An 18,238-nucleotide genomic window follows, 5' to 3' on the forward strand; every position below is an offset into this window, starting at 1 on the left:
AATCGCAGCACGCACAATTCATCGACATACGTGGAGATACAACGAGTGAAACTTTCAACCTGGAGATTCTATCCAACCACGTTGTTGCTCTGCGGCATCGCAATCTGCGACTTGTTCTGCGGCACGAAAGTCTCTGCAGAAAATCGTCCACCCAATATTCTGTTCGCCATTTCGGATGATCAATCCTGGATGCATGCGGGCGCCTATGGTGATCAGGCCACCGCAACCCCTGCTTTTGATCGGGTCGCCCAGGAAGGAGTACTCTTCCAGCACGCCTTTGCCGCAGCACCTTCCTGCGCACCATCACGGAGTGCTTTATTGTTGGGTCGAAACATCTGGGAAATTGGTGAGGCAGGCGTCCTATTTGGAGTATTGCGGCCCTCATCTCCAGCTTTCACACAACGATTGTGTGAAGCAGGTTACCAGTTGGCGTCCACCGGAAAAACGTGGGGTCCCGGACGCATCGTCGGTTGGCAGCAATCAAAGGGGCAACAACCGTCATCATTCGCATCGTCGAGTGAGGTGCTTTTTGGAAAAACGTACAATCAACAGCAACTGTCGCAGCCACAACCCGGAGTGAACCCAAACGACTATGCCGCCAACTTCGCCAAATTCCTGCAAGAACGCGACCCGTCCCAACCGTTTTTTTTCTGGTATGGCGCTACCGAACCTCACCAGCGCTACAACCAGGGAGCCTGGAAAAACGCCGGGAAACAGCTTCAGGATGCCCGCCTACCCGGCTGCCTTCCCGATCATCCGATTACCCGCGGCGAAATACTGGACTACGGATTAGAGATTGAACATTTTGATCGGCATCTGGGACGCATGCTCCAGATGCTGGAGGAGGCCGGCGAGCTGGACAACACACTCGTCGTTGTCACCAGCGATCACGGAAATCCGTTGCCGCGATCCAAATGCAATCTGTACGACAGCGGAACGCGCGTTCCCCTCGCCATCCGTCTTCCGGGCGTTATTCCATCTGGGCGGCAAGTAAACGATTTCGTCAACCTCATCGACTTGGCACCCACACTGCTCAACGCAGCGAAGGAAAAAGTCCCTGCCCAAATGAGTGGCAAAAGCCTCTGGTCGATCTTAACGTCGCATCAGTCAGGTCAAATCGATCCGCAACGAAATTTTGTAGTGACAGCCATGGAGCGACACATCATCAGCCGACGCGGATATGTCGGATACCCAATGCGATGCCTACGAACATCCGAATTCAGTTATATCCGCAACGCCGAACCTGATCGTTGGCCCGCTGGTGATCCCGATTACTTTTCAATCCACCAAGGTTTCTATGGTGATTGCGATCGAGGTGCATCCAAAAAGTTCATCCTGCAAAACGCAGAGCAACCCGCAGTAAAACCCTTTTTCCAGCGCGCGTTCGGTCGCCGACACGCTGAAGAACTTTACGACATGCGTCAGGATCCACACCAGTTAAAGAACCTGGCCGAGAACCCACAATTTGCCAGCACCAAGCTGAAACTCGCAACAAAACTTGATGAATACTTGCAGCAGCATGGCGATCCGCGGCAACGGGGTGAAGCACCGTGGGACCACTATCGATTCACGGACGAACGCGTCTACTCCAATGAAAGTCGATGAGTCGCATGGCGTTCCAAATTACCGTGTAACAACTCATCCACCTTTTCGCTGTCTATTCGGGTCGACGATTTCGCTCGACACCGACGCTACCCGTTTGCGAACAAAGGAGGACTGTTATGTTAGGCAAGTTGGCAACGGTGTGCTTATTCGCCACCACCCTGATCGGCAGCTGCATCATCACAGCAAATGCCGAAACAGGTCGTTTTTTCGGACATCGACGGAATATTAGACGAATCACCTTTTTTGAACCAACAGTTTCAGCCCAAGCAAAACGGCTCGCCACCGCGGCTGCTGGGTCGTCGTTAAAGTTATCGGGGGATTGCTTCGGCTCGGAATCAGGAAGTGCCTTTCTCGTCTTCGATAAAGTCACATTACCGGTTCCAATCGACGATTGGCAAGAAACCACCGTCACCGTCACACTACCCCCAATGTTCTTGCGTGACGCCATCGGGGTTCACATTGATGTGGTGACTCCCCAAGGAAACTTGGCGAAACGCAAATCACTGTTGATGACCCCTCCGACCGAAATCACCAACGGGGAACGGATCGCCGACTCATCGACCGACGGAAAAGACCAAGACCGTCGTGCGACAAATCACAGTTTTGACGCCCCTTTCACCCATGATACGTCGCTCGGACAATCGTTCCGTTCCCAGGACTAAAATGGCTTAGAAACTGCATTTTTCGCCGAAAAATAACGAATGATGCCCAACACTTGCTTCCCAGCAACCGGGTCGCTCTCGATCGAGAGCGACCCGGTTGCCATTGATCTTCTCAAGCTCTGAGAACATTAGGTCGAGACGCATATTTTTGCCACGAAGCATTTCAGCCTGCAACAAAGGGCTTTCCAGCTTTCGATCAGTGGCCAAATCGGGATTCTCTTTTCCCAAAGATCGAGCGTAACAAACCAGAAAGAAGTTCGCTTGCTTTAGTAGAGCCGGTTGAAAGAGTTTCAACCGCCGCGAAAAACAATGCCTTTGCTTCAAGGGAGACAAATCATGACCCGTTTCGCAAAAACCGCCCTGCTTACTCTACTCGTGCTCAGCATCTTCGCTGTTGCTGCGCCAGACAATGCGGAGGCCGGCCGGGGCTGGTACGGTCGCCGCGCCTACGTATCATCCTGTTACACCAGTTACCGACCCAGCTACGATTATTATTGTGCGCCACAAGTCTACCGATCGACCTATTTCCCGAGATATGATCACTGTGGTTTTGGTGGATACGACAACGGCTGCTACTTTAACTACGGCACTTACAGCGGTGCTGGATACCGCGGCTACAACCACTGCTACCCGACCAACTACTACGGTGGCTATGGCAACGGTGGCTATGGCAACGGTGGCTATGGTGGATGGTAATCGAGTTTTGTCTGTGTGCCTTTTTCAACAGAGCCGACTGAGGGTTTCCTCGGTCGGCTTTTTTTGTCGGCACAGGTTGATTCTTCGACTTTCACGCCGATTAAACCGCCCGGCCCGACTGTAACAGATGCCTCTGCTTTTCGCTCAAGAGTGAGGGAGGCATCTGAGCCGAAAACAATCCTCGCACTTCTACCTACATAAGGACCCACAGAAATGACTCGCCCAATAGTTACTCTGGCCGCTTTTTTCGTTCTTAGCTCATCAATCTTTGTGGTTGACGCGTCAGCCGGATGTGGTCGTGGACGTCATATCGGCTGCCGCATTCCTTCTCGACCCGTTGCCGTACGTCACCGACGGCCTCTCCGTCCCGTCGTGATCAAGACACCCGTTTTAATTCAGCAGCCTATTCGCCAACTACCTACGATCCCGGCGGGTTCCACCTTGACTGTACCCGGCAACTTTCTGGGCAACCAACCGGGCAGCGTGCTGATGGTTTTCAACAACGTCAAATTGCCAGTACAAATCATTGATTGGAAAAACCACGAAGTCACCATAAAGCTACCTCCCATGGCTATCCGAAAACCGGTTGTAATTCGTTTGGATATCGTCTTGCCGAATGGTAACTTAGGTTTGACACAGCGAGCCAATGTAACTCCGCCCGCAACCATTCTCTTACACTCCACGCGGCCGGCTTCGCCGTTGCCAACGATGCCTGCCATTCAATCCAGCACCGTTGCGGCACCAGAGATTGCTCCAGTAGACTCCCACTCGATAACACCGATCACCTCGAACACTCGGCCAGCCTTCGAAGTCGCACCGCAACTCTCACCCCAACTACCCGCAACGAATCCTCAAACTGCGGGTACACCGGCGGAACCGATTGTGTTACCGCTCCCAAACGCGACCGGCCCCCAGCCGGGTCTTAATTCAACACAGGGTCTCCCAGGTCAGCCCATCGTCCTACCACCGGTCACAGCTCAACCAGGCGCGGAAACACCGGGCGTCGTAGCTCCCTCAAGCCATGCTGACCCACTGGAAAACAATCCGATCTTAAACGAGCACCGTTCCCATGGCGCAACAGCCAACGAAGCGGCCCCCCAGGGAACTTCCGACAGCTTTTTTTCGATGGTCCGCAACTTATTGAATGACTAGCACCGACAGACAATCGTCGCTCAAATCACCAGGTCGCCCCTACCCGGGAAGGGGCGGCTCTATTTCAACCTTGGCCGATATCCTGTAGGGCCAGCAGGTCTTCATCGAGCACACGATGCAACCAGAACATCAGACCAAATCCAGCTAATCCAACAAGGCTGGCCGTAATCAAGAATTGACGGTCCTCCATCGCCTCTTGTCCGACGGATTGAGCGAAGAGCAAAATCAAAAGGATACCGAGCAACGGCACAAATGCGGTCAAGGTAAGATACAAGCGGTTCAAGCGTCGCAGCCACAACACGTCATTCTGTTGAGGTCCACGAATAATCTCGCCTCGAATCATGGCCGGAATAAACCAACGGATACAAAGAAGGGTTACCAGGAAAAAGGGATACGTTCCCGCCAAGATTCCGCACAAGGCGGATGAAAGTGCAAAGTGCACATACACTCCTGCCGAAACCCCACCGTTCAGACCTAGATGTAGGCTAATCGGATAGGCCAGACCGGCAATCAGCCAAAACGAGAGGGCCAGACAGGCCATAGAATGACCGAGGAACATCACGTTACTCCCACCCGCGCGAGGCCGCGGACTGGGGGGGTTCTTCAGTGCAAGGGCACAGCGGTAGGCTACGACAATTACGATACTGATACCCACAGAAAATGTGATTGCATTAATCAGGGTAGCAAGTAGCAGGAAGAAATCTTCCGCACCAGCCAATTGACTGATGATGCGTTGGCCATTGTAGAAAAAGTTGAATAACGCCGCGAACAGACTTGGCAACAAAGTTGCTAAGAGTACCGTCAGCGTCGGAAACAACAAGGGAATGCGGCTGCCCCAATGCTGAGGCGGTTGCAACAATCTCCAACAACGAGGGTTCAAACAAAGACGCAAGGCGTCTGCCAATTGGTTCGCTGATTGAAAGCGCCGCCCATCATCAGGTTCCAGGCAACGACGGAGTACATCACGCAACGATGAGGGACAATCCGCCGGCAGAGACTTGATTAACACCTCGAGCTCGACATCCCGGCGACGATCGAGCATGCATTGCAGCGAGGCTGCCCAGCCATTTGCCTGCTTCGTTTCATCCTGGAATGGCCGATGTCCTGTCATCAACTCCCATAGCACAATACCCAGCGAATAAATATCACTCGATTCGCGCACTCGATGGGCCGATCCACCGAGCGCCGGATGGCATGCCTCCAATTGCTCTGGCGACATATAGGCCATGGAACCACCGAACGTATCAGTCGGATCTTCGTCTTCGCGTCCAGCTTGGAAACTGATATTAAAGTCGGCCAACTTCGGCGATGCTTCTGAGGTCAGCAGGATATTAGCTGGCTTGATGTCACGGTGAAGCACTCCCTTTTCATGAGCATAGGCAAGGCCATCTGCTAAGCGACTACCAATCTCACAGATAGCTACTGACCACGTCGCTTGTCGCAAGGCCAGTCGAATCGCAGACCCTTCGGGCGGTGCCGTTCCTGCCGAAGACAGTCGGCGATCGACCGATTCTAGAATCACCGATCCGCACAATTCGGCACGGTCCAGTTCGCTCATTTGATCAACGATATCCTTCAGCGTTCCGCCCGCAACCAATTCCATGTAGAGCAAACGGATAGAGCTACCGCCACTACGTTGATCGAACACACGGACAATGTTGGAATGGTCCAGCTGAGCTAACGTTCGAGGTTCCGTCCCCGCACTCTGAGAAATCTTGAGTGCAACCAGTCGTTCCAACGATCGCTGTCGAGCGAGATAGACAGTCGCAAATGCTCCCTGTCCCAGGGTCATTAGCAGATCAAAATCATCAACCGTGTCACCTTCTTTGATTTGATCCAACCGTTTCGAAATCGGATCGACTCGATCCAGGGTTTCAGCCAACCCGTCGGTAAGCATGCCTTCCATTGAATGGTCTGTACCGCTCGGTCGATCCCCCGGAACCACCATTGTCCCTAACAAAGAGCCCAACTGCGCTGCTTGGGTTGGGAAGCGTTCAAGTACAGTCGCGACGTCCACGTGATCGCCAACCTGCATTCGTATCTGAATTTCCTCGCAGATCAAGTCAACTGGCAACTCATCAATCCGGCCTAATTCTGGCAAACTACGCAGATAGAACTCGAGATACTCGGGCGCACGTCGATCTTGCCAGCGATATTCCAAATCCACCTTGATCAATTCATGCAAAAGGAGACGACGTTCTTCGACCGGAACATCTTCAACAAATCGACCAATCTGAGGAAATACCGCATCTTCAGCTATGCAAGACCCCCAGGCCGCAGCCAACAAATCGACCTTTTCCTCCGTACGTTTCCAAAACAACTCATTCGACTGTTGATTCGCATTAGTGCGGTTAGAATACGAGTCGTTCATGTTTCAATCCGACGTTGGCCAACCTTTGAGTGAAGCCGAAAATCAGCCGCCAGGAGTCACCACGATGACCGGATCTGAACAAGTCATGCGAAAACGTTTAAAGGACGGCGATCGCGACGCACTGGTAGAGTACATTCAAAACAATCAACCGGCACTGCTCGCTTTCATCAACAAGCGAGTTGGCAAACACCTGCTCAAAAAAATCGAGCCTGACGATATTCTACAGGAAGTCAGCGTCGAAGCGCTACGCGCATTTGACAAGATCGAAATTGGGGATCGAGAGCCACTCAATTGGCTGTTTCACATCAGCGAGCGGAAAATCATCGACGCGCATCGCCGGTTTTTTTCCAGTCAAAAGCGAGATGCTTCTCGCGAAGTGGCGATCGGCGGCGAAGGGAGCCAAGCGGGAATCGGCTTGGGTAACCTCTTGGCTGCTAGCATGACGACACCCAGCCAAGCGTTCTCACGTGATCAAAAACAATTACGCATGCTCGCTGCGTTAGACACGCTCCCTGAAGAACAGCGAGAAGCACTTCGCTTGCGTTACTTGGTCGGCTTGCCGTCCAAAGAGATCGCCCAGAAGCTCGGCAAGTCCGATGGTGCGATTCGTGTCATGCTCTCTCGCGGCCTGAGTCGCCTACAGCAATTATTGTCAGACGAGACGCTCAGACCGTAAGGCAAACCAACCGCATCACTTTTCCTGGCCCGCTGGCAAAACCTTGCCAACCGCATGATCCGCAGGCAAAATGCCTCGACGGTAATTCCCGAAGCCATACATCGTGGGATCAAAGTCATCGACATAGGTCACATCTGCCTTCGCGGGAACCTCCATATCCAATCCCCAAAAGATCGAATTCAAAATCATGCGGCGGAGTCCCTCGCTTTGCAGATCGGTCGCAGCCCCCAAGGTGGTGCAAAATATTTTATTTTTGGTACCGCTATCTTGTTGATGCAACCGCGTCCAAGCAACGGGCATCGGAGGGCCATTGACATCTTGTTGCTTACCGTCCGAGCGTCGCTTCTTAACGTATTTGGCAGGTGGATCGGACGGTTTCATACCTGACAACACTTCGCCACGCAACAAAATCTTTGCGTCTGCTGGCGGATAGGCTTCGTAAACGTCCGAATCGCCAAACACCTCATCCACGCCTCTTAAGATCGGATCATTCTCCGCACCCGGCTCAACGATACCAAGGGTGGCTTCGCGCTTGTGGCCACCCCAATGGCTGACCCAATCCTCTCCGAGAACCTGTTTGCCGAAGCGATTGTAGGACTGAAAATCAGTATCACGATCGTTTCGATATTGAAATGCGTGCGTACTTGTTCTCAAACCAATGACAGGAACACCGCGTTTAAACGCCGCGTCAAAATGCTTCATCTGTTCATCGGGCCAATTACGAAAACGCAGTAAAATCACAATCGCATCGGCAGAATCCAAAAGTTCCGCACCCGACAAACTGGCCTGATTTGTCGGATCAATAACTCCCTCCTCATTGACCGAAAAAAGCACGGTTGTCTTAAAACCATGTCGCTCGCTCAGGATCTTGGCCAGCATCGGCAGACCCTCTTCCGAACGATACTCTTCATCGCCCGCAACGAGAACAATGTGCTTACCCTTCCCAGGCCCTTCTTGGCCATCATAAGAAATCCAGTCTTTCGCCGAAGCGGCTGCAGCGCTCGCTAAGATAATGATCATGCCAACACTAGTGATGCGAATCACGGTTTTCCCTTTCGTATCACGCCAACCGGCGTTCGAGTTCAGGTGACCATTCAGGCCAGGATTTGATTTTCAATGGGGAAGAGCTTACGTGATCTTACCGTACCCAACCCCTAATTTGGAGTCCTAGGAAAAATTGATCAGAAAGTCCGTTGACTCAGGACTCGCTGTTCATACTCGCGTACATTCGCCAACCACGCCGTGCTAACGGGCACATCTGCACGCTCGCAATAGTAGTCCCAGACAGCGCCACTTGGCAATGTCTTCAGCTCTTCAAGCCAAGCCAGACGACCGGTCAAATCTCCATCGACTTCCATTTGTCTGAGTAATTGAATCGGTTCCAGCAGTGCGAGCAAAAGCGCTTTCAATGCATTGCGAGTTCCAATCACCCACGCCGCCACGCGATTGATACTGGCATCGAAAAAGTCCAATCCGATGTGCGTCCGTTCGAGATACCGACCCCGCACTATTTCCTGGGCGATTGCTAACAACTCATCACTCATCGTCACCACATGATCGCTGTCCCATCGCACACCGCGACTGACATGCAACATCAACCGATCGACGTAACCGAATACCGAAGATATTTTGTCGGAAATCAGTTCCGTTGGGTGAAAATGACCCGCGTCCAAACAGAGTACTTTGTTTCGAGTAATCGCATATCCCAGATAGAACTCATGAGACCCAACAACGTAGCTTTCAGACCCAAGTCCAAATAGTTTGCATTCGACCGCATCCAGATGGTGTCGTGGGTCAAGTGGTTCCGCAAACAAATCGTCGAGTGCGGAAATTAATCGGGAGCGAGGCCCGAGGCGATCGATAGGTTGATCCTTCGAACCGTCAGGAATCCAAACATTCGTCACGCAGGGTGTTCCTGTGGCCTGCCCCATCGCAGCTCCAATGCGTCGAGCTCGACGACCGTGTTCCAGCCAAAACTCCCTGATGGATGGATCCGGATGCGACAGCGTTGCCCCACTCGCTGCCAAGGGGTGCGCAAAATAGGTGGGGTTAAAGTCAAGTCCGAGGCGTTGCTGCTGCGCCCACTCAAGCCAACCTTGAAAGTGCTGAACTTCAATTTCATCACGATCAACGACTTGGCCACCAAATTCCCCATAGCTGGCGTGAAGATTGAGACGATGAGAGCCGGGAATTAACGAAAAGGCGGTCACGAGGTCCGATCGGAGTTCATCGACATCGCGCGCGCGCCCCAAATAGTTACCGGTAACCGCTAGGCCACCACCCAACGCGTGCGACTTCGTCTCAAATCCTTGAACATCATCGCCTTGCCAACAGTGAACCGAAATCGAGACGCGAGCCAGATGATCAAGAGCCGACGCCACATCAACCCCGATCTCCTGGTAGCGTTCGCAGGCCAATTCGTAGGCCCGTTCAATGTTCATCTGAAAACCTCTCGCGTCAAAACGGAACGAAAATCGAGTCAGATCGGGCTCAACCGCTCCCTTGCGTCGATTTGCAAGCCAGGGCCGAATAGCCAGAAAACAAGCTGGAAGTATAACGGTTTTTCAAATTATTTCTCTGCCGTTGTAACATCCGACAAGTTACTTCGCTGAATATTCCATGGAGTCACACCATTTCAGCAAAGCAAACATTTTTCGACCAAGGAGACTTAATCATGGCCCGCAAAATCATTGCACTTTCCACCCTTTTCGCCCTCACTTTCGCTATTTTCGCAGCTGACGCGTCAGCCGGCTGTGGCGGTCGTCGCCGTAGCTACCACCATCACCACAATTACGTCCGCCCGATAAGGTTCGTTCAGCCCATCCTGCACCATCATGTGACTCCCCCACAAGTTGCGATTGCACCCCCCATCGTTGCTCCAGAGCCTCAATTTCCCGTAGTCCCTTCCGGATCGACAATCACGATCCCCGCCAACTTCCTTGGCAATCAACCCGGCAGCGTCTTGATGGTCTTCAACAACATCAAACTACCGGTGAGAATCAACAATTGGACCATGACAGGAGTGACCGTCACTCTGCCACCAATGGCGATCAAAGAAGCGGTTTTAATTCGCCTAGATGTGTTATTGCCGCAGGGTCAGTTAGGACGCACACAGAAGATTCGTGTCACAGCGCCCGCACCCGTGGTATTACACCCAACGGCTCCGATTTCACCGTTGCCAACCAACCCTGCTCTCCAGGCACAAAATCAAGCCGCAGCAATTTTGGGTGGCTAATCAACGGGTCAACGTGACGACCTAATTCGCACCGCTTAGCCAGCCGGAATCCGAAAGGATTCCGGTTTTTTTTTCACCGATGAGATCTGGAGAAACGCCCCCGAGGCGTAACATCGGGGGCTCCTTTTCGCTCTTGATCCTATGGCTTCCCTCTCCATCTCTCAATCAAGGAGTGCACACCGATGTTCACCTCCCCCACCCTCGCATCCCCGCAGCGGAACATTATCTTGGCCATGTTGCTCGTCATGACCACTTCGACGGCTGCCATCGCCAACAGTCAGGTTTACCAACAATTGCTTAAGTCTTCGGCAATGATCGTTGCCGGCGACCGTTTTGGCAGCGGCGCGTTAGTGGACGCAGAACATCGACTGGTTTTCACCAACTATCACGTTGTGGGTGAAATGGACGACGTCCGGGTAGTCTTTCCACAGCATCAGAACGGCAAACTCCGAGCGGATCGACACGGCAGCATTCGCGAGCTTGACAGCATCAGCTTCGCGGGCAAGGTGGTAGCTCGTGACCTTCGCCGCGATCTCGTCTTAATCGAAGTTGAATCCATTCCAGCCGGCACCGTCGAGATTCCACTCGCCGCAGAGAGTGTTTCGCCGGGAGAGCGCGTACATTCGATAGGGAATCCAAGCGCAAGCAGCGCCATGTGGGTCTATACATCCGGGACGGTTCGGCAGGTCTATCATAAGCAGTATCAATTGGATGATTCTCAACAAGTGGATGCGCAAGTTGTTGAAACCCAAGCTCCCATCAACCAAGGTGACAGCGGAGGTCCGGTCGTAAACAACAACAATGAATTGGTTGCAATCGTGTCCGCCACCTCGAATGACAGCAGCTTGGTCAGTGTTTGCATTAACGTGAACGAACTCAAATCGTTGCTGAACGGCGAAAACAGCACGATTGATCTCCCGGTCAAGAGCATGCTGGACGAACTCAATCTGAATTACGAACTCAAATCGACTGGAGATTTCACTGTCGATGTGCCCGCAAATGACGGCGACTTTGTTCGCGTTGAGATCGATGCCGAGACGCACCTGTTCGACGGGCGTAGGATTCGCCAAATCCGTGCGCTCCTCAAGAGTTTTGAAAACGATATGCCTGCTTCGCTGCTGAGCGATTTAATGATCGACAACAGTCAACGCAAGTTCGGCAACTGGGAAGTCTGGCCGCTCAAAGACGAACAACGCGTTTATTTTCGAGTCGATCTTGATCGGGATACCAATATCGACAACGTGAAATCGATGATACGGGGCGTGGCGTTGGTGACACAAGCGATGCGCAACCAACTCACCACCGCCAACCAAAAAGCACAATCGGATACAAGGCCCGCGGAACTCATGGGAACCTGGGTCGCTAGTCGATTGAATTCGAGCGGTACCAAAGTCGCCTACGCCGTATCGCTGAACCGAGACGGATCCTACCACTGGTATGTAAGTGACGGTGGTGACAAGCCACTCCTAGAAGATCGTGGCAAGTTCAGCATCAACGACCAAACAGTGACGTTCAAGAACGAGCAAGAAGCGTTCTCAGCCAAGCTCAGAATCGTCAATCAAAATCAGATTGCGTACGAATCGAAAAGTCTTCAGTTCACGATGAACCGTTATGTCGGTCCTGCAACCGCTCCAGATTTGAGCGGCCGATGGGCGACGATCATCCAAGTGGCCAATGGCAATTCGGTCAGCTACACACTCGAATTAAAAGCGGAAACATTGACCTGGACCATCCAGTCGGAAAACCAGGATCCGATTATCATCTCGGGGCCCTATCAACTCGAAGGCGACAAACTAACCTATTCGACAGACGGCAACTCATTCGTCGCCGACGTGTCGCTCCAAGACAGTGAGACGCTGATTTACAAAGACCCGACCAACTCACTCTTCCTGAAGCGAACTTAGAGGCAAACCAATCGGCGCAAACAACTGTAGTCGCATCCAGGAAGCGACCACCGTTCCGCCGTCGGCAACACCACCCCGCAAAGAAGGTCAGGAAGAAAGGTTATTTCGATAGCTTCGAGTAACGCTCAAACGCTTCGGCCACTTTCCCCGACTTCACATCTCCGGGATGTAACAACACACGATAGTAAAACGTCATCGACTCACCCGGCTCTAGCGTATGAGCAGCATCGATCGAGTTATCACCCTTGAAGTGATGTTCTCCGAATACATTGGCGGCAAAGAGACCATAGGTGCGAACGTGCCAGTAGGTCGGGTAACGAAAGCTTTGGGGATGATTTAGGATTGCAACTCCGACAACTTCATCCTCAACCGGACCATAATAGTCAACCCAAGCAGCGGGTTTGCCCCAGGCACCCTTGTCTTCTTGACCTTCGCTGTTAACAATTTTCCCACCCTCGCCTCGCTCGACTCGCATCGATCCGGCAACACGGACACCAAACGAACCTTCTTTCGTGTCCCCAAACGTCACGGGCTTGTCGGTAGCCGTCAGCTTGATGTCAAAATCAATATATTTTGAATCCCCTTCGACACCGAAGGTCAGTTTACGAACATCATGACAGATCACTTCACCGTGTCGATCAATCCAGTCATTTTTCGTTTCGATAACCGCCGTCTCACCACCTTTGACGGTTGAGAATTCGCGATGAGCGATCGTACCACATTGGTCACGACCCTCCGCCCAGAAGTCAGAATCATTGACCTCGCCATGAGTGAACCAAAACGAACGGTGATGAACGTGGTCTTCCTTTTCGTCGGCCGTCGCTTCGCGCATTGGAAAGCCGCGTGTTACGGACTTTCCCTTCGGTCCGATCACAGGCCACAAGATCGGTTTCGCGCCTGACTTGACTAGATATTCGGTAAACATTTCACCGTCGAGATTGACGGTAACCTTTTCGGGATGTTGTTCCACCGTGAACCGATCGGCGAACGTTGTTGAAACCAAGAGTGCCACAACAAGAACGGCTGCTCCGTAGCGCATCATTGAATAACTCCTCTGCTGGGAAGCCTAAGTTTTACTGTTTATGAAAACGTGTTGAGTTTAGCAACCTTTGCAGCCCAATGTGAAAAATTCGAGCTATACGGAGCCCAGTTTTTTCGCCAAAAAACAAATCTCCGCCTCAAATTGTAGGCTCCAACGGGTCGCCAAAATAGGGCTTTCGACCTCCTCTCACTCGTCGGCGAATGAAACCAAGCCGTTCGGGCAAACTGTGCGGCCAAAATCAAGAAAGGTTAACCCGATCAGCAACCTGCAACTGGCTTCAATTGTAGATTCGAGCTGTTATGATACGTAAGCAAGTCCACCGCCCGTTCGTGGACGAGTTTTTACAGTTGAACGCTACCCCCAGATTTTCATCTCTCCTCTATGGCCGTCAAACCCTCCATCTGCGCTGTCCTGTTAATCATTCTTGCCGGGACAAGTTGTTATCGGGATGAGACGGCCGACAATTCGGGTTCGACAGAGGCAAGCAAGGAGCCGTTAATTTTCACCGCCGAAATCGAACAGGTTTCTCAGCGCAGTTGGCCCATCGTCGTTCGCTCTCAAGGCAGTCTAATTGCCGACGAAGTATCAACCATCGGAGCCAAAGTTTCGGGTCGAGTTGCGATCACTTCCGTGGATCTTGGTTCTCGAGTCAAGAAGAACGAGGAACTTGTCCACTTGGAGCTAACAGATTTTGAGCTCCAGGTTCAGCAGGCTGAAGCTGAATTAGCAGAGGCTTGCGCGAAAGTCGGTTTGCAGCCAAACGACCCAATGGAGAAACTCGATCCACAAGCAGTACCGACGGTGATGGTTGCCAAGGCGATTTGGGACGAAGCCCAAGAAGCGCTAGCTCGCATGAAGCGACTTCAGACCTCCCGAGCCATCTCGGCATCAGAATTTAATAAACAAGAATCAGCCGAGCGAGTCGCAGACGCGAATTATCAATCGGCGTTACAAAGCGTCGACGAACAGCTAGCCATCATTCGAGTCCGTCGTGCGGCACTGGCAATGACTCGCCAAAATCGAGAGGACGCCATCATCCGCGCACCTTTTGATGGTGTCGTGCAGCGACGTCATGTATCCGCCGGAGCCATTGTCCGCGGAGGTGATCCGCTCGTAACACTGGTTCGAACAAATCCTTTACGATTTCGCGGCCGAGTGCCAGAACTCAAAGCAAACTCCGTGCAACTCGGCCAGTCGCTAAGAATCTCTGTGGCGGGAGTCCGCGAACTCATTCACTCCGTTGTCAAACGCACGAGCCCCAGCCTGGATGAATCAAATCGATCGTTGATGATTGAGGGCGACCTGGATAATACCGACGGCAAGCTTCGTTCTGGCCTGTTTGCAGAAGCAGATATTGTTGTCGACTCAGAGGCGACAACCGTTGCCGTACCAGCTTCCGCCGTCGGTGAGTTTGCTGGGGTCAATCGCGTCTGGGTGGTCACGGAGGGAATCGCTGCTCAACAACAGGTGAAGATCGGACGTCGGTCCGACAAACAGTTGGAGATTCTGACGGGACTCCGTACTAATCAGTGGATTGTCACCGACTTTAACCAAGGATTGGCGGGGCGCGTCGAAACGCCCAAAACCCACCAACTGACTGTAACTCACCCCTAGCGTATTGGATTGTGCCGCACCGGTTGCCGATGCCACGCACTTCGCCCTATGCCAATTGAGGACCGAATTCCTTGCAGTGGCTTGCTGAAATCTGCGTTCGACGGCCCGTATTTGCGGTGATGTTGGTGGCAGCTCTGGTGGTTGCCGGAATCATTGCCTACACCCAAATGGGCGTGGCACGATATCCCAACATCGACATGCCAGCGCTGTTCATCTACACGCGCCACCCGGGTGCGTCTCCCAGCGAAATCGAATCGGAGATCTCCCAGCCCCTCGAAGATGCTGTGGCAACCGTCGAAGGCGTCGACGAACTGCGTTCGATTTCGTTCGAGGGAGCATCCATTGTCATCCTCAATCTGGATCTCAACCGCAATGTTGACTTAGCCGCTCAGGATGCTCGTGACGCGATTGGTCGTGACATTGACGAATTGCCGTTTGGAACGGAACCGCCACAGATCGGCAAACGAGATCTCGATTCATCCCCTGTCATGACGATCGCGATTTCCGGCCCGCGTGACGGCCGGGAACTCTATGTCTTGGCTGATCGTTATGTCAAACAAGTCATCGAATCTGCCGAAGGCGTGGGTGAAGTCACCATTCGCGGCGCGATGGATCGGGCCGTGCAAGTGCGAATTGATGCACGGCGACTGGCCGCATATGGCCTGTCGATCGTCGAAGTACGTGAAGCGCTCGCTCGGCAAAACACCGAAATTCCCGGTGGACTCATGCAAACGCCAACTCAGGAATTCACGCTTCGCACTATGGGACGAGTCGACAAAGCTCGTGATTTCAACGATTTAGTCGTGGCCACTATTGATGGCCACCCCATTCGACTGAGTGACCTGGGCGAAGCCATCGACGGACAGAAGGAATTGAGGAATAAAGCAAGACTCAATGACGTGCCTGCTGTTGTACTCTTTGTGCAACGTCAGTCCGGTGCGAATACGGTCGACGTGATTCAAGAAGTCAAAACGCGGCTGGAGCGATCGCGTGAATTGCTACCACCCGACGTGAGCGTCTCGGTGCTACAAGATCAGTCAGGCTACATTGTTGCCGCGATGCACGAAGTGCAAAAGCATCTCATTTCCGGTAGCGTCTTGGCCAGCTTAGTCGTCCTGCTTTTCATGCGTTCATGGCAATCAGCACTGATTGCAGCGATTGCGATCCCCACTTCCATCATCGCCACCTTCGCAATCATGCGACCGTTAGGATTTACGCTGAACAACGTCACAATGCTTGCGCTTGTCCTGATGGTCGGTGTTGTAATTGATGATGCAGTAATCGTCCTGGAAAACGTCTTTCGTTACATTGAAGAGGAAGGTCTGAACCCGTTTGAAGCAGCCATTCGTGGCACACGCGAAATCGGACTGGCGGTTTTAGCGACAACGTTTTCCCTAGTCATTGTCTTTTTGCCCGTGTCGTTCCTTGACAGCGTCACAGGGAGATTGCTGTTCCAGTTCGGTATCACCGCAACAATCGCCGTCTTGATTTCCATGCTGATCAGCTTTTCACTGACGCCGATGATGTGCAGTCGACTGCTGCGCCAACGTCACTCCGACTCCCCCATTCCTCAATCGCGCAGTGGTATCTATCAATATATCGAGTCGGGATATCTCATCTGTCTGCGTTGGGCCATGCAACATCGCTGGCTGGTGGCTTGCATTTCGCTAATTACGATCGCCGCCAACTACCCGCTTTATCATCTCGTCAAACAAGATTACATCCCTTCCAACGTTGACGAGTCAGAGTTTGAAATCCGGTTGACGGCCGATGAAGGCACGGGCATGCAATCAATGGACAAGGCCACCTTGGCCATTGAAAACCAATTGAAAAATATTGATGGTATTGAATACATGCTGACCTCCGTTGGCGGTCGTGGCGCAGTCAATCGATCCGAAATATTTATCCGACTGGTTGATATCTCAAATCGTTCTTTTTCAATTCCGCGTTTGGTACGCGACACCTTGCGGGGCAACCCGCGTGCGGCCTGGGAAGGTAACTTCAGCCAGCAAGAGAAAATGCAAGAGGTTCGCGACATCCTCAATCAGTTTCCGGATTTGCGTGGTTCCGTACGCAACCTGACGTCATTTCGACAAGGACCTCCCGTTGATATCGATTTTTCAATCACTGGACCGAGCTTGGATGGACTTCATGACTACGGAAACCGATTACTGACTGAAGCCAAAACCATCCCAGGTATCGTCGATGCAGATCTGACACTGAAGATGAACAAACCTGAACTCCTGGTGCACATCAATCGTGAACGGGCAGCCGCCTTGGGGGTCGATGTTCAAGAAATTGCTGAGACATTAAGAATCTGTGTGGGGGGGGACGAGCATGTATCAAGATACCGCGATGACCTGGCCGACGACGCCTATGATGTCGAATTGAGACTGGTTGGAATTGACCGTAGTAACACCGATGCCATTTCACAACTTTATGTGCGAACGAAAAACAGCACCACTCAACAGAACACGATTCAACAGGCGGGGAGTCAACATACTCGACTAGATAATGTCGTCAACTTTGAATACGGCGAAGCCGCATCACGGATCGATCGACTCGATCATGAACGCATGGTTGCCATCCGGGCGAATATCGCACCCGGATTTGCGTTGAAGGATCGGATTGAAGCACTTAACGAAGCGGTGGAAAGAGTGAATCTACCGGAGGGTTACAACACCTCAGTTCGAGGTCGTGGTCGCGAACTGGAGCGAACCTTGAATGAATTCGGCTGGACCTTTCTGATGTCATTCATTTTCATGTACATCGTCTTGGCCGCTCAGTTCGAACATTTTATCCATCCGATTACCATCCTGATCTCACTGCCACTGGCCGTACCATTTGGCCTCTTTAGTCTGTGGATGGGCGGTGAAACACTTAACCTTTATTCTGCGCTGGGAATTCTCGTCTTGTTCGGCGTCGTCAAGAAAGCATCAATTTTGCAGGTCGACCACACCAATCAACTAAGAGAACAAGGGATGCCACGTGACGCCGCCATCATGTTGGCAAATCGCGATCGGTTGCGGCCTATCTTGATGACCACATTCTCCTTTGTCGCTGGCATGTTCCCGTTGCTGATTGGCGTTGGTCCCGGTGCCGAAGAACGTCGCTCGATTGCCGTTCTCGCCGTGGGTGGACAGACTTTGTCGCTCTTGCTGACACTACTCGCCATCCCCGTGACTTACTCGTTGCTGGATGACCTCTGGGCGGGACGCTTCAAACAACAAAGCGACGAATGAGCCATCCAGGGACCGATTGCTCCCGTCGAAATCGAAGCG

13 protein-coding genes are annotated in these 18,238 nt (G+C 52.4%); 9 read left to right on the forward strand and 4 right to left on the reverse strand.

The window, feature by feature from the left end; all coding sequences use genetic code 11:
- Nucleotides 1-45 precede the first annotated feature (45 nt).
- The 4 genes from P8N76_02165 to P8N76_02180 all read left to right on the forward strand — a co-directional run bounded on the left by P8N76_02165 (nucleotide 46) and on the right by P8N76_02180 (nucleotide 4,115).
- Nucleotides 46-1,605, forward strand: coding sequence for a sulfatase (locus P8N76_02165; GenBank protein MDG2380454.1), 1,560 nt, complete (start codon nucleotides 46-48; stop codon nucleotides 1,603-1,605).
- 116 nt (nucleotides 1,606-1,721) lie between these two features.
- Nucleotides 1,722-2,267 (forward strand): hypothetical protein, encoded by a 546-nt coding sequence (locus P8N76_02170; protein MDG2380455.1) that lies wholly within the window; start codon nucleotides 1,722-1,724, stop codon nucleotides 2,265-2,267.
- A gap of 336 nt (nucleotides 2,268-2,603) precedes the next feature.
- Complete coding sequence (locus tag P8N76_02175) at nucleotides 2,604-2,963, forward strand: hypothetical protein (protein MDG2380456.1); 360 nt, start codon at nucleotides 2,604-2,606, stop codon at nucleotides 2,961-2,963.
- A gap of 213 nt (nucleotides 2,964-3,176) precedes the next feature.
- Entirely contained in the window at nucleotides 3,177-4,115 is a 939-nt protein-coding gene (locus P8N76_02180; protein MDG2380457.1) for a hypothetical protein, read from the forward strand.
- Nucleotides 4,116-4,179: 64 nt separating this feature from the next.
- Here P8N76_02180 and P8N76_02185 read toward each other — a convergent pair whose 3' ends face one another.
- On the reverse strand, nucleotides 4,180-6,486 hold the full coding sequence (locus tag P8N76_02185; GenBank protein ID MDG2380458.1) for a serine/threonine-protein kinase: 2,307 nt from the start codon (nucleotides 6,484-6,486) through the stop codon (nucleotides 4,180-4,182).
- Between P8N76_02185 and P8N76_02190 the strand changes: the two genes are divergently transcribed.
- On the forward strand, nucleotides 6,485-7,162 hold the full coding sequence (locus tag P8N76_02190; protein MDG2380459.1) for a sigma-70 family RNA polymerase sigma factor: 678 nt from the start codon (nucleotides 6,485-6,487) through the stop codon (nucleotides 7,160-7,162). The genes P8N76_02185 and P8N76_02190 overlap by 2 nt on opposite strands.
- Before the next feature lie 15 nt (nucleotides 7,163-7,177).
- On the opposite strand, the gene P8N76_02195 is transcribed toward P8N76_02190, so the two are convergent.
- Both P8N76_02195 and P8N76_02200 read right to left on the reverse strand, forming a co-directional pair.
- Complete coding sequence (locus P8N76_02195; protein MDG2380460.1) at nucleotides 7,178-8,206, reverse strand: ThuA domain-containing protein; 1,029 nt, start codon at nucleotides 8,204-8,206, stop codon at nucleotides 7,178-7,180.
- 137 nt (nucleotides 8,207-8,343) lie between these two features.
- Nucleotides 8,344-9,603: an L-rhamnose isomerase gene (locus P8N76_02200; protein MDG2380461.1), complete on the reverse strand. Its 1,260-nt coding sequence runs from the start codon at nucleotides 9,601-9,603 to the stop codon at nucleotides 8,344-8,346.
- A 233-nt stretch (nucleotides 9,604-9,836) separates the two neighbouring features.
- On the opposite strand from P8N76_02200, the gene P8N76_02205 reads away from it, so the two are divergent.
- Both P8N76_02205 and P8N76_02210 read left to right on the forward strand, forming a co-directional pair.
- Nucleotides 9,837-10,397 (forward strand): hypothetical protein, encoded by a 561-nt coding sequence (locus P8N76_02205; protein MDG2380462.1) that lies wholly within the window; start codon nucleotides 9,837-9,839, stop codon nucleotides 10,395-10,397.
- A 182-nt stretch (nucleotides 10,398-10,579) separates the two neighbouring features.
- Entirely contained in the window at nucleotides 10,580-12,301 is a 1,722-nt protein-coding gene (locus P8N76_02210) for a serine protease (GenBank protein MDG2380463.1), read from the forward strand.
- Between the two features lie 100 nt (nucleotides 12,302-12,401).
- On the opposite strand, the gene P8N76_02215 is transcribed toward P8N76_02210, so the two are convergent.
- The gene (locus tag P8N76_02215; protein ID MDG2380464.1) at nucleotides 12,402-13,343 is read right to left on the reverse strand and encodes a PmoA family protein; all 942 of its coding nucleotides are present in this window, start codon (nucleotides 13,341-13,343) and stop codon (nucleotides 12,402-12,404) included.
- Nucleotides 13,344-13,724: 381 nt separating this feature from the next.
- Between P8N76_02215 and P8N76_02220 the strand changes: the two genes are divergently transcribed.
- Together P8N76_02220 and P8N76_02225 are read left to right on the forward strand one after the other, a co-directional pair.
- Complete coding sequence (locus P8N76_02220; GenBank protein MDG2380465.1) at nucleotides 13,725-14,957, forward strand: efflux RND transporter periplasmic adaptor subunit; 1,233 nt, start codon at nucleotides 13,725-13,727, stop codon at nucleotides 14,955-14,957.
- 71 nt (nucleotides 14,958-15,028) lie between these two features.
- On the forward strand, nucleotides 15,029-18,199 hold the full coding sequence (locus tag P8N76_02225; GenBank protein MDG2380466.1) for an efflux RND transporter permease subunit: 3,171 nt from the start codon (nucleotides 15,029-15,031) through the stop codon (nucleotides 18,197-18,199).
- The last annotated feature ends 39 nt before the right edge of the window (nucleotides 18,200-18,238 follow it).

The organism is Pirellulaceae bacterium, assembly GCA_029243025.1.
Taxonomy (GTDB): Bacteria; Planctomycetota; Planctomycetia; order Pirellulales; family Pirellulaceae.

Bases quoted from the DNA above. Each gene is read 5' to 3' on its own strand.
- P8N76_02205 (MDG2380462.1), top strand. From the start codon at position 9,837: ATGGCCCGCAAAATCATTGCACTTTCCACCCTTTTCGCCCTCACTTTC.
- P8N76_02220 (MDG2380465.1), top strand. From the start codon at position 13,725: ATGGCCGTCAAACCCTCCATCTGCGCTGTCCTGTTAATCATTCTTGCC.
- P8N76_02210 (MDG2380463.1), top strand. From the start codon at position 10,580: ATGTTCACCTCCCCCACCCTCGCATCCCCGCAGCGGAACATTATCTTG.
- P8N76_02180 (MDG2380457.1), top strand. From the start codon at position 3,177: ATGACTCGCCCAATAGTTACTCTGGCCGCTTTTTTCGTTCTTAGCTCA.
- P8N76_02200 (MDG2380461.1), bottom strand. From the start codon at position 9,603: ATGAACATTGAACGGGCCTACGAATTGGCCTGCGAACGCTACCAGGAG.
- P8N76_02175 (MDG2380456.1), top strand. From the start codon at position 2,604: ATGACCCGTTTCGCAAAAACCGCCCTGCTTACTCTACTCGTGCTCAGC.
- P8N76_02170 (MDG2380455.1), top strand. From the start codon at position 1,722: ATGTTAGGCAAGTTGGCAACGGTGTGCTTATTCGCCACCACCCTGATC.
- P8N76_02185 (MDG2380458.1), bottom strand. From the start codon at position 6,486: ATGAACGACTCGTATTCTAACCGCACTAATGCGAATCAACAGTCGAAT.
- P8N76_02190 (MDG2380459.1), top strand. From the start codon at position 6,485: ATGTTTCAATCCGACGTTGGCCAACCTTTGAGTGAAGCCGAAAATCAG.
- P8N76_02215 (MDG2380464.1), bottom strand. From the start codon at position 13,343: ATGATGCGCTACGGAGCAGCCGTTCTTGTTGTGGCACTCTTGGTTTCA.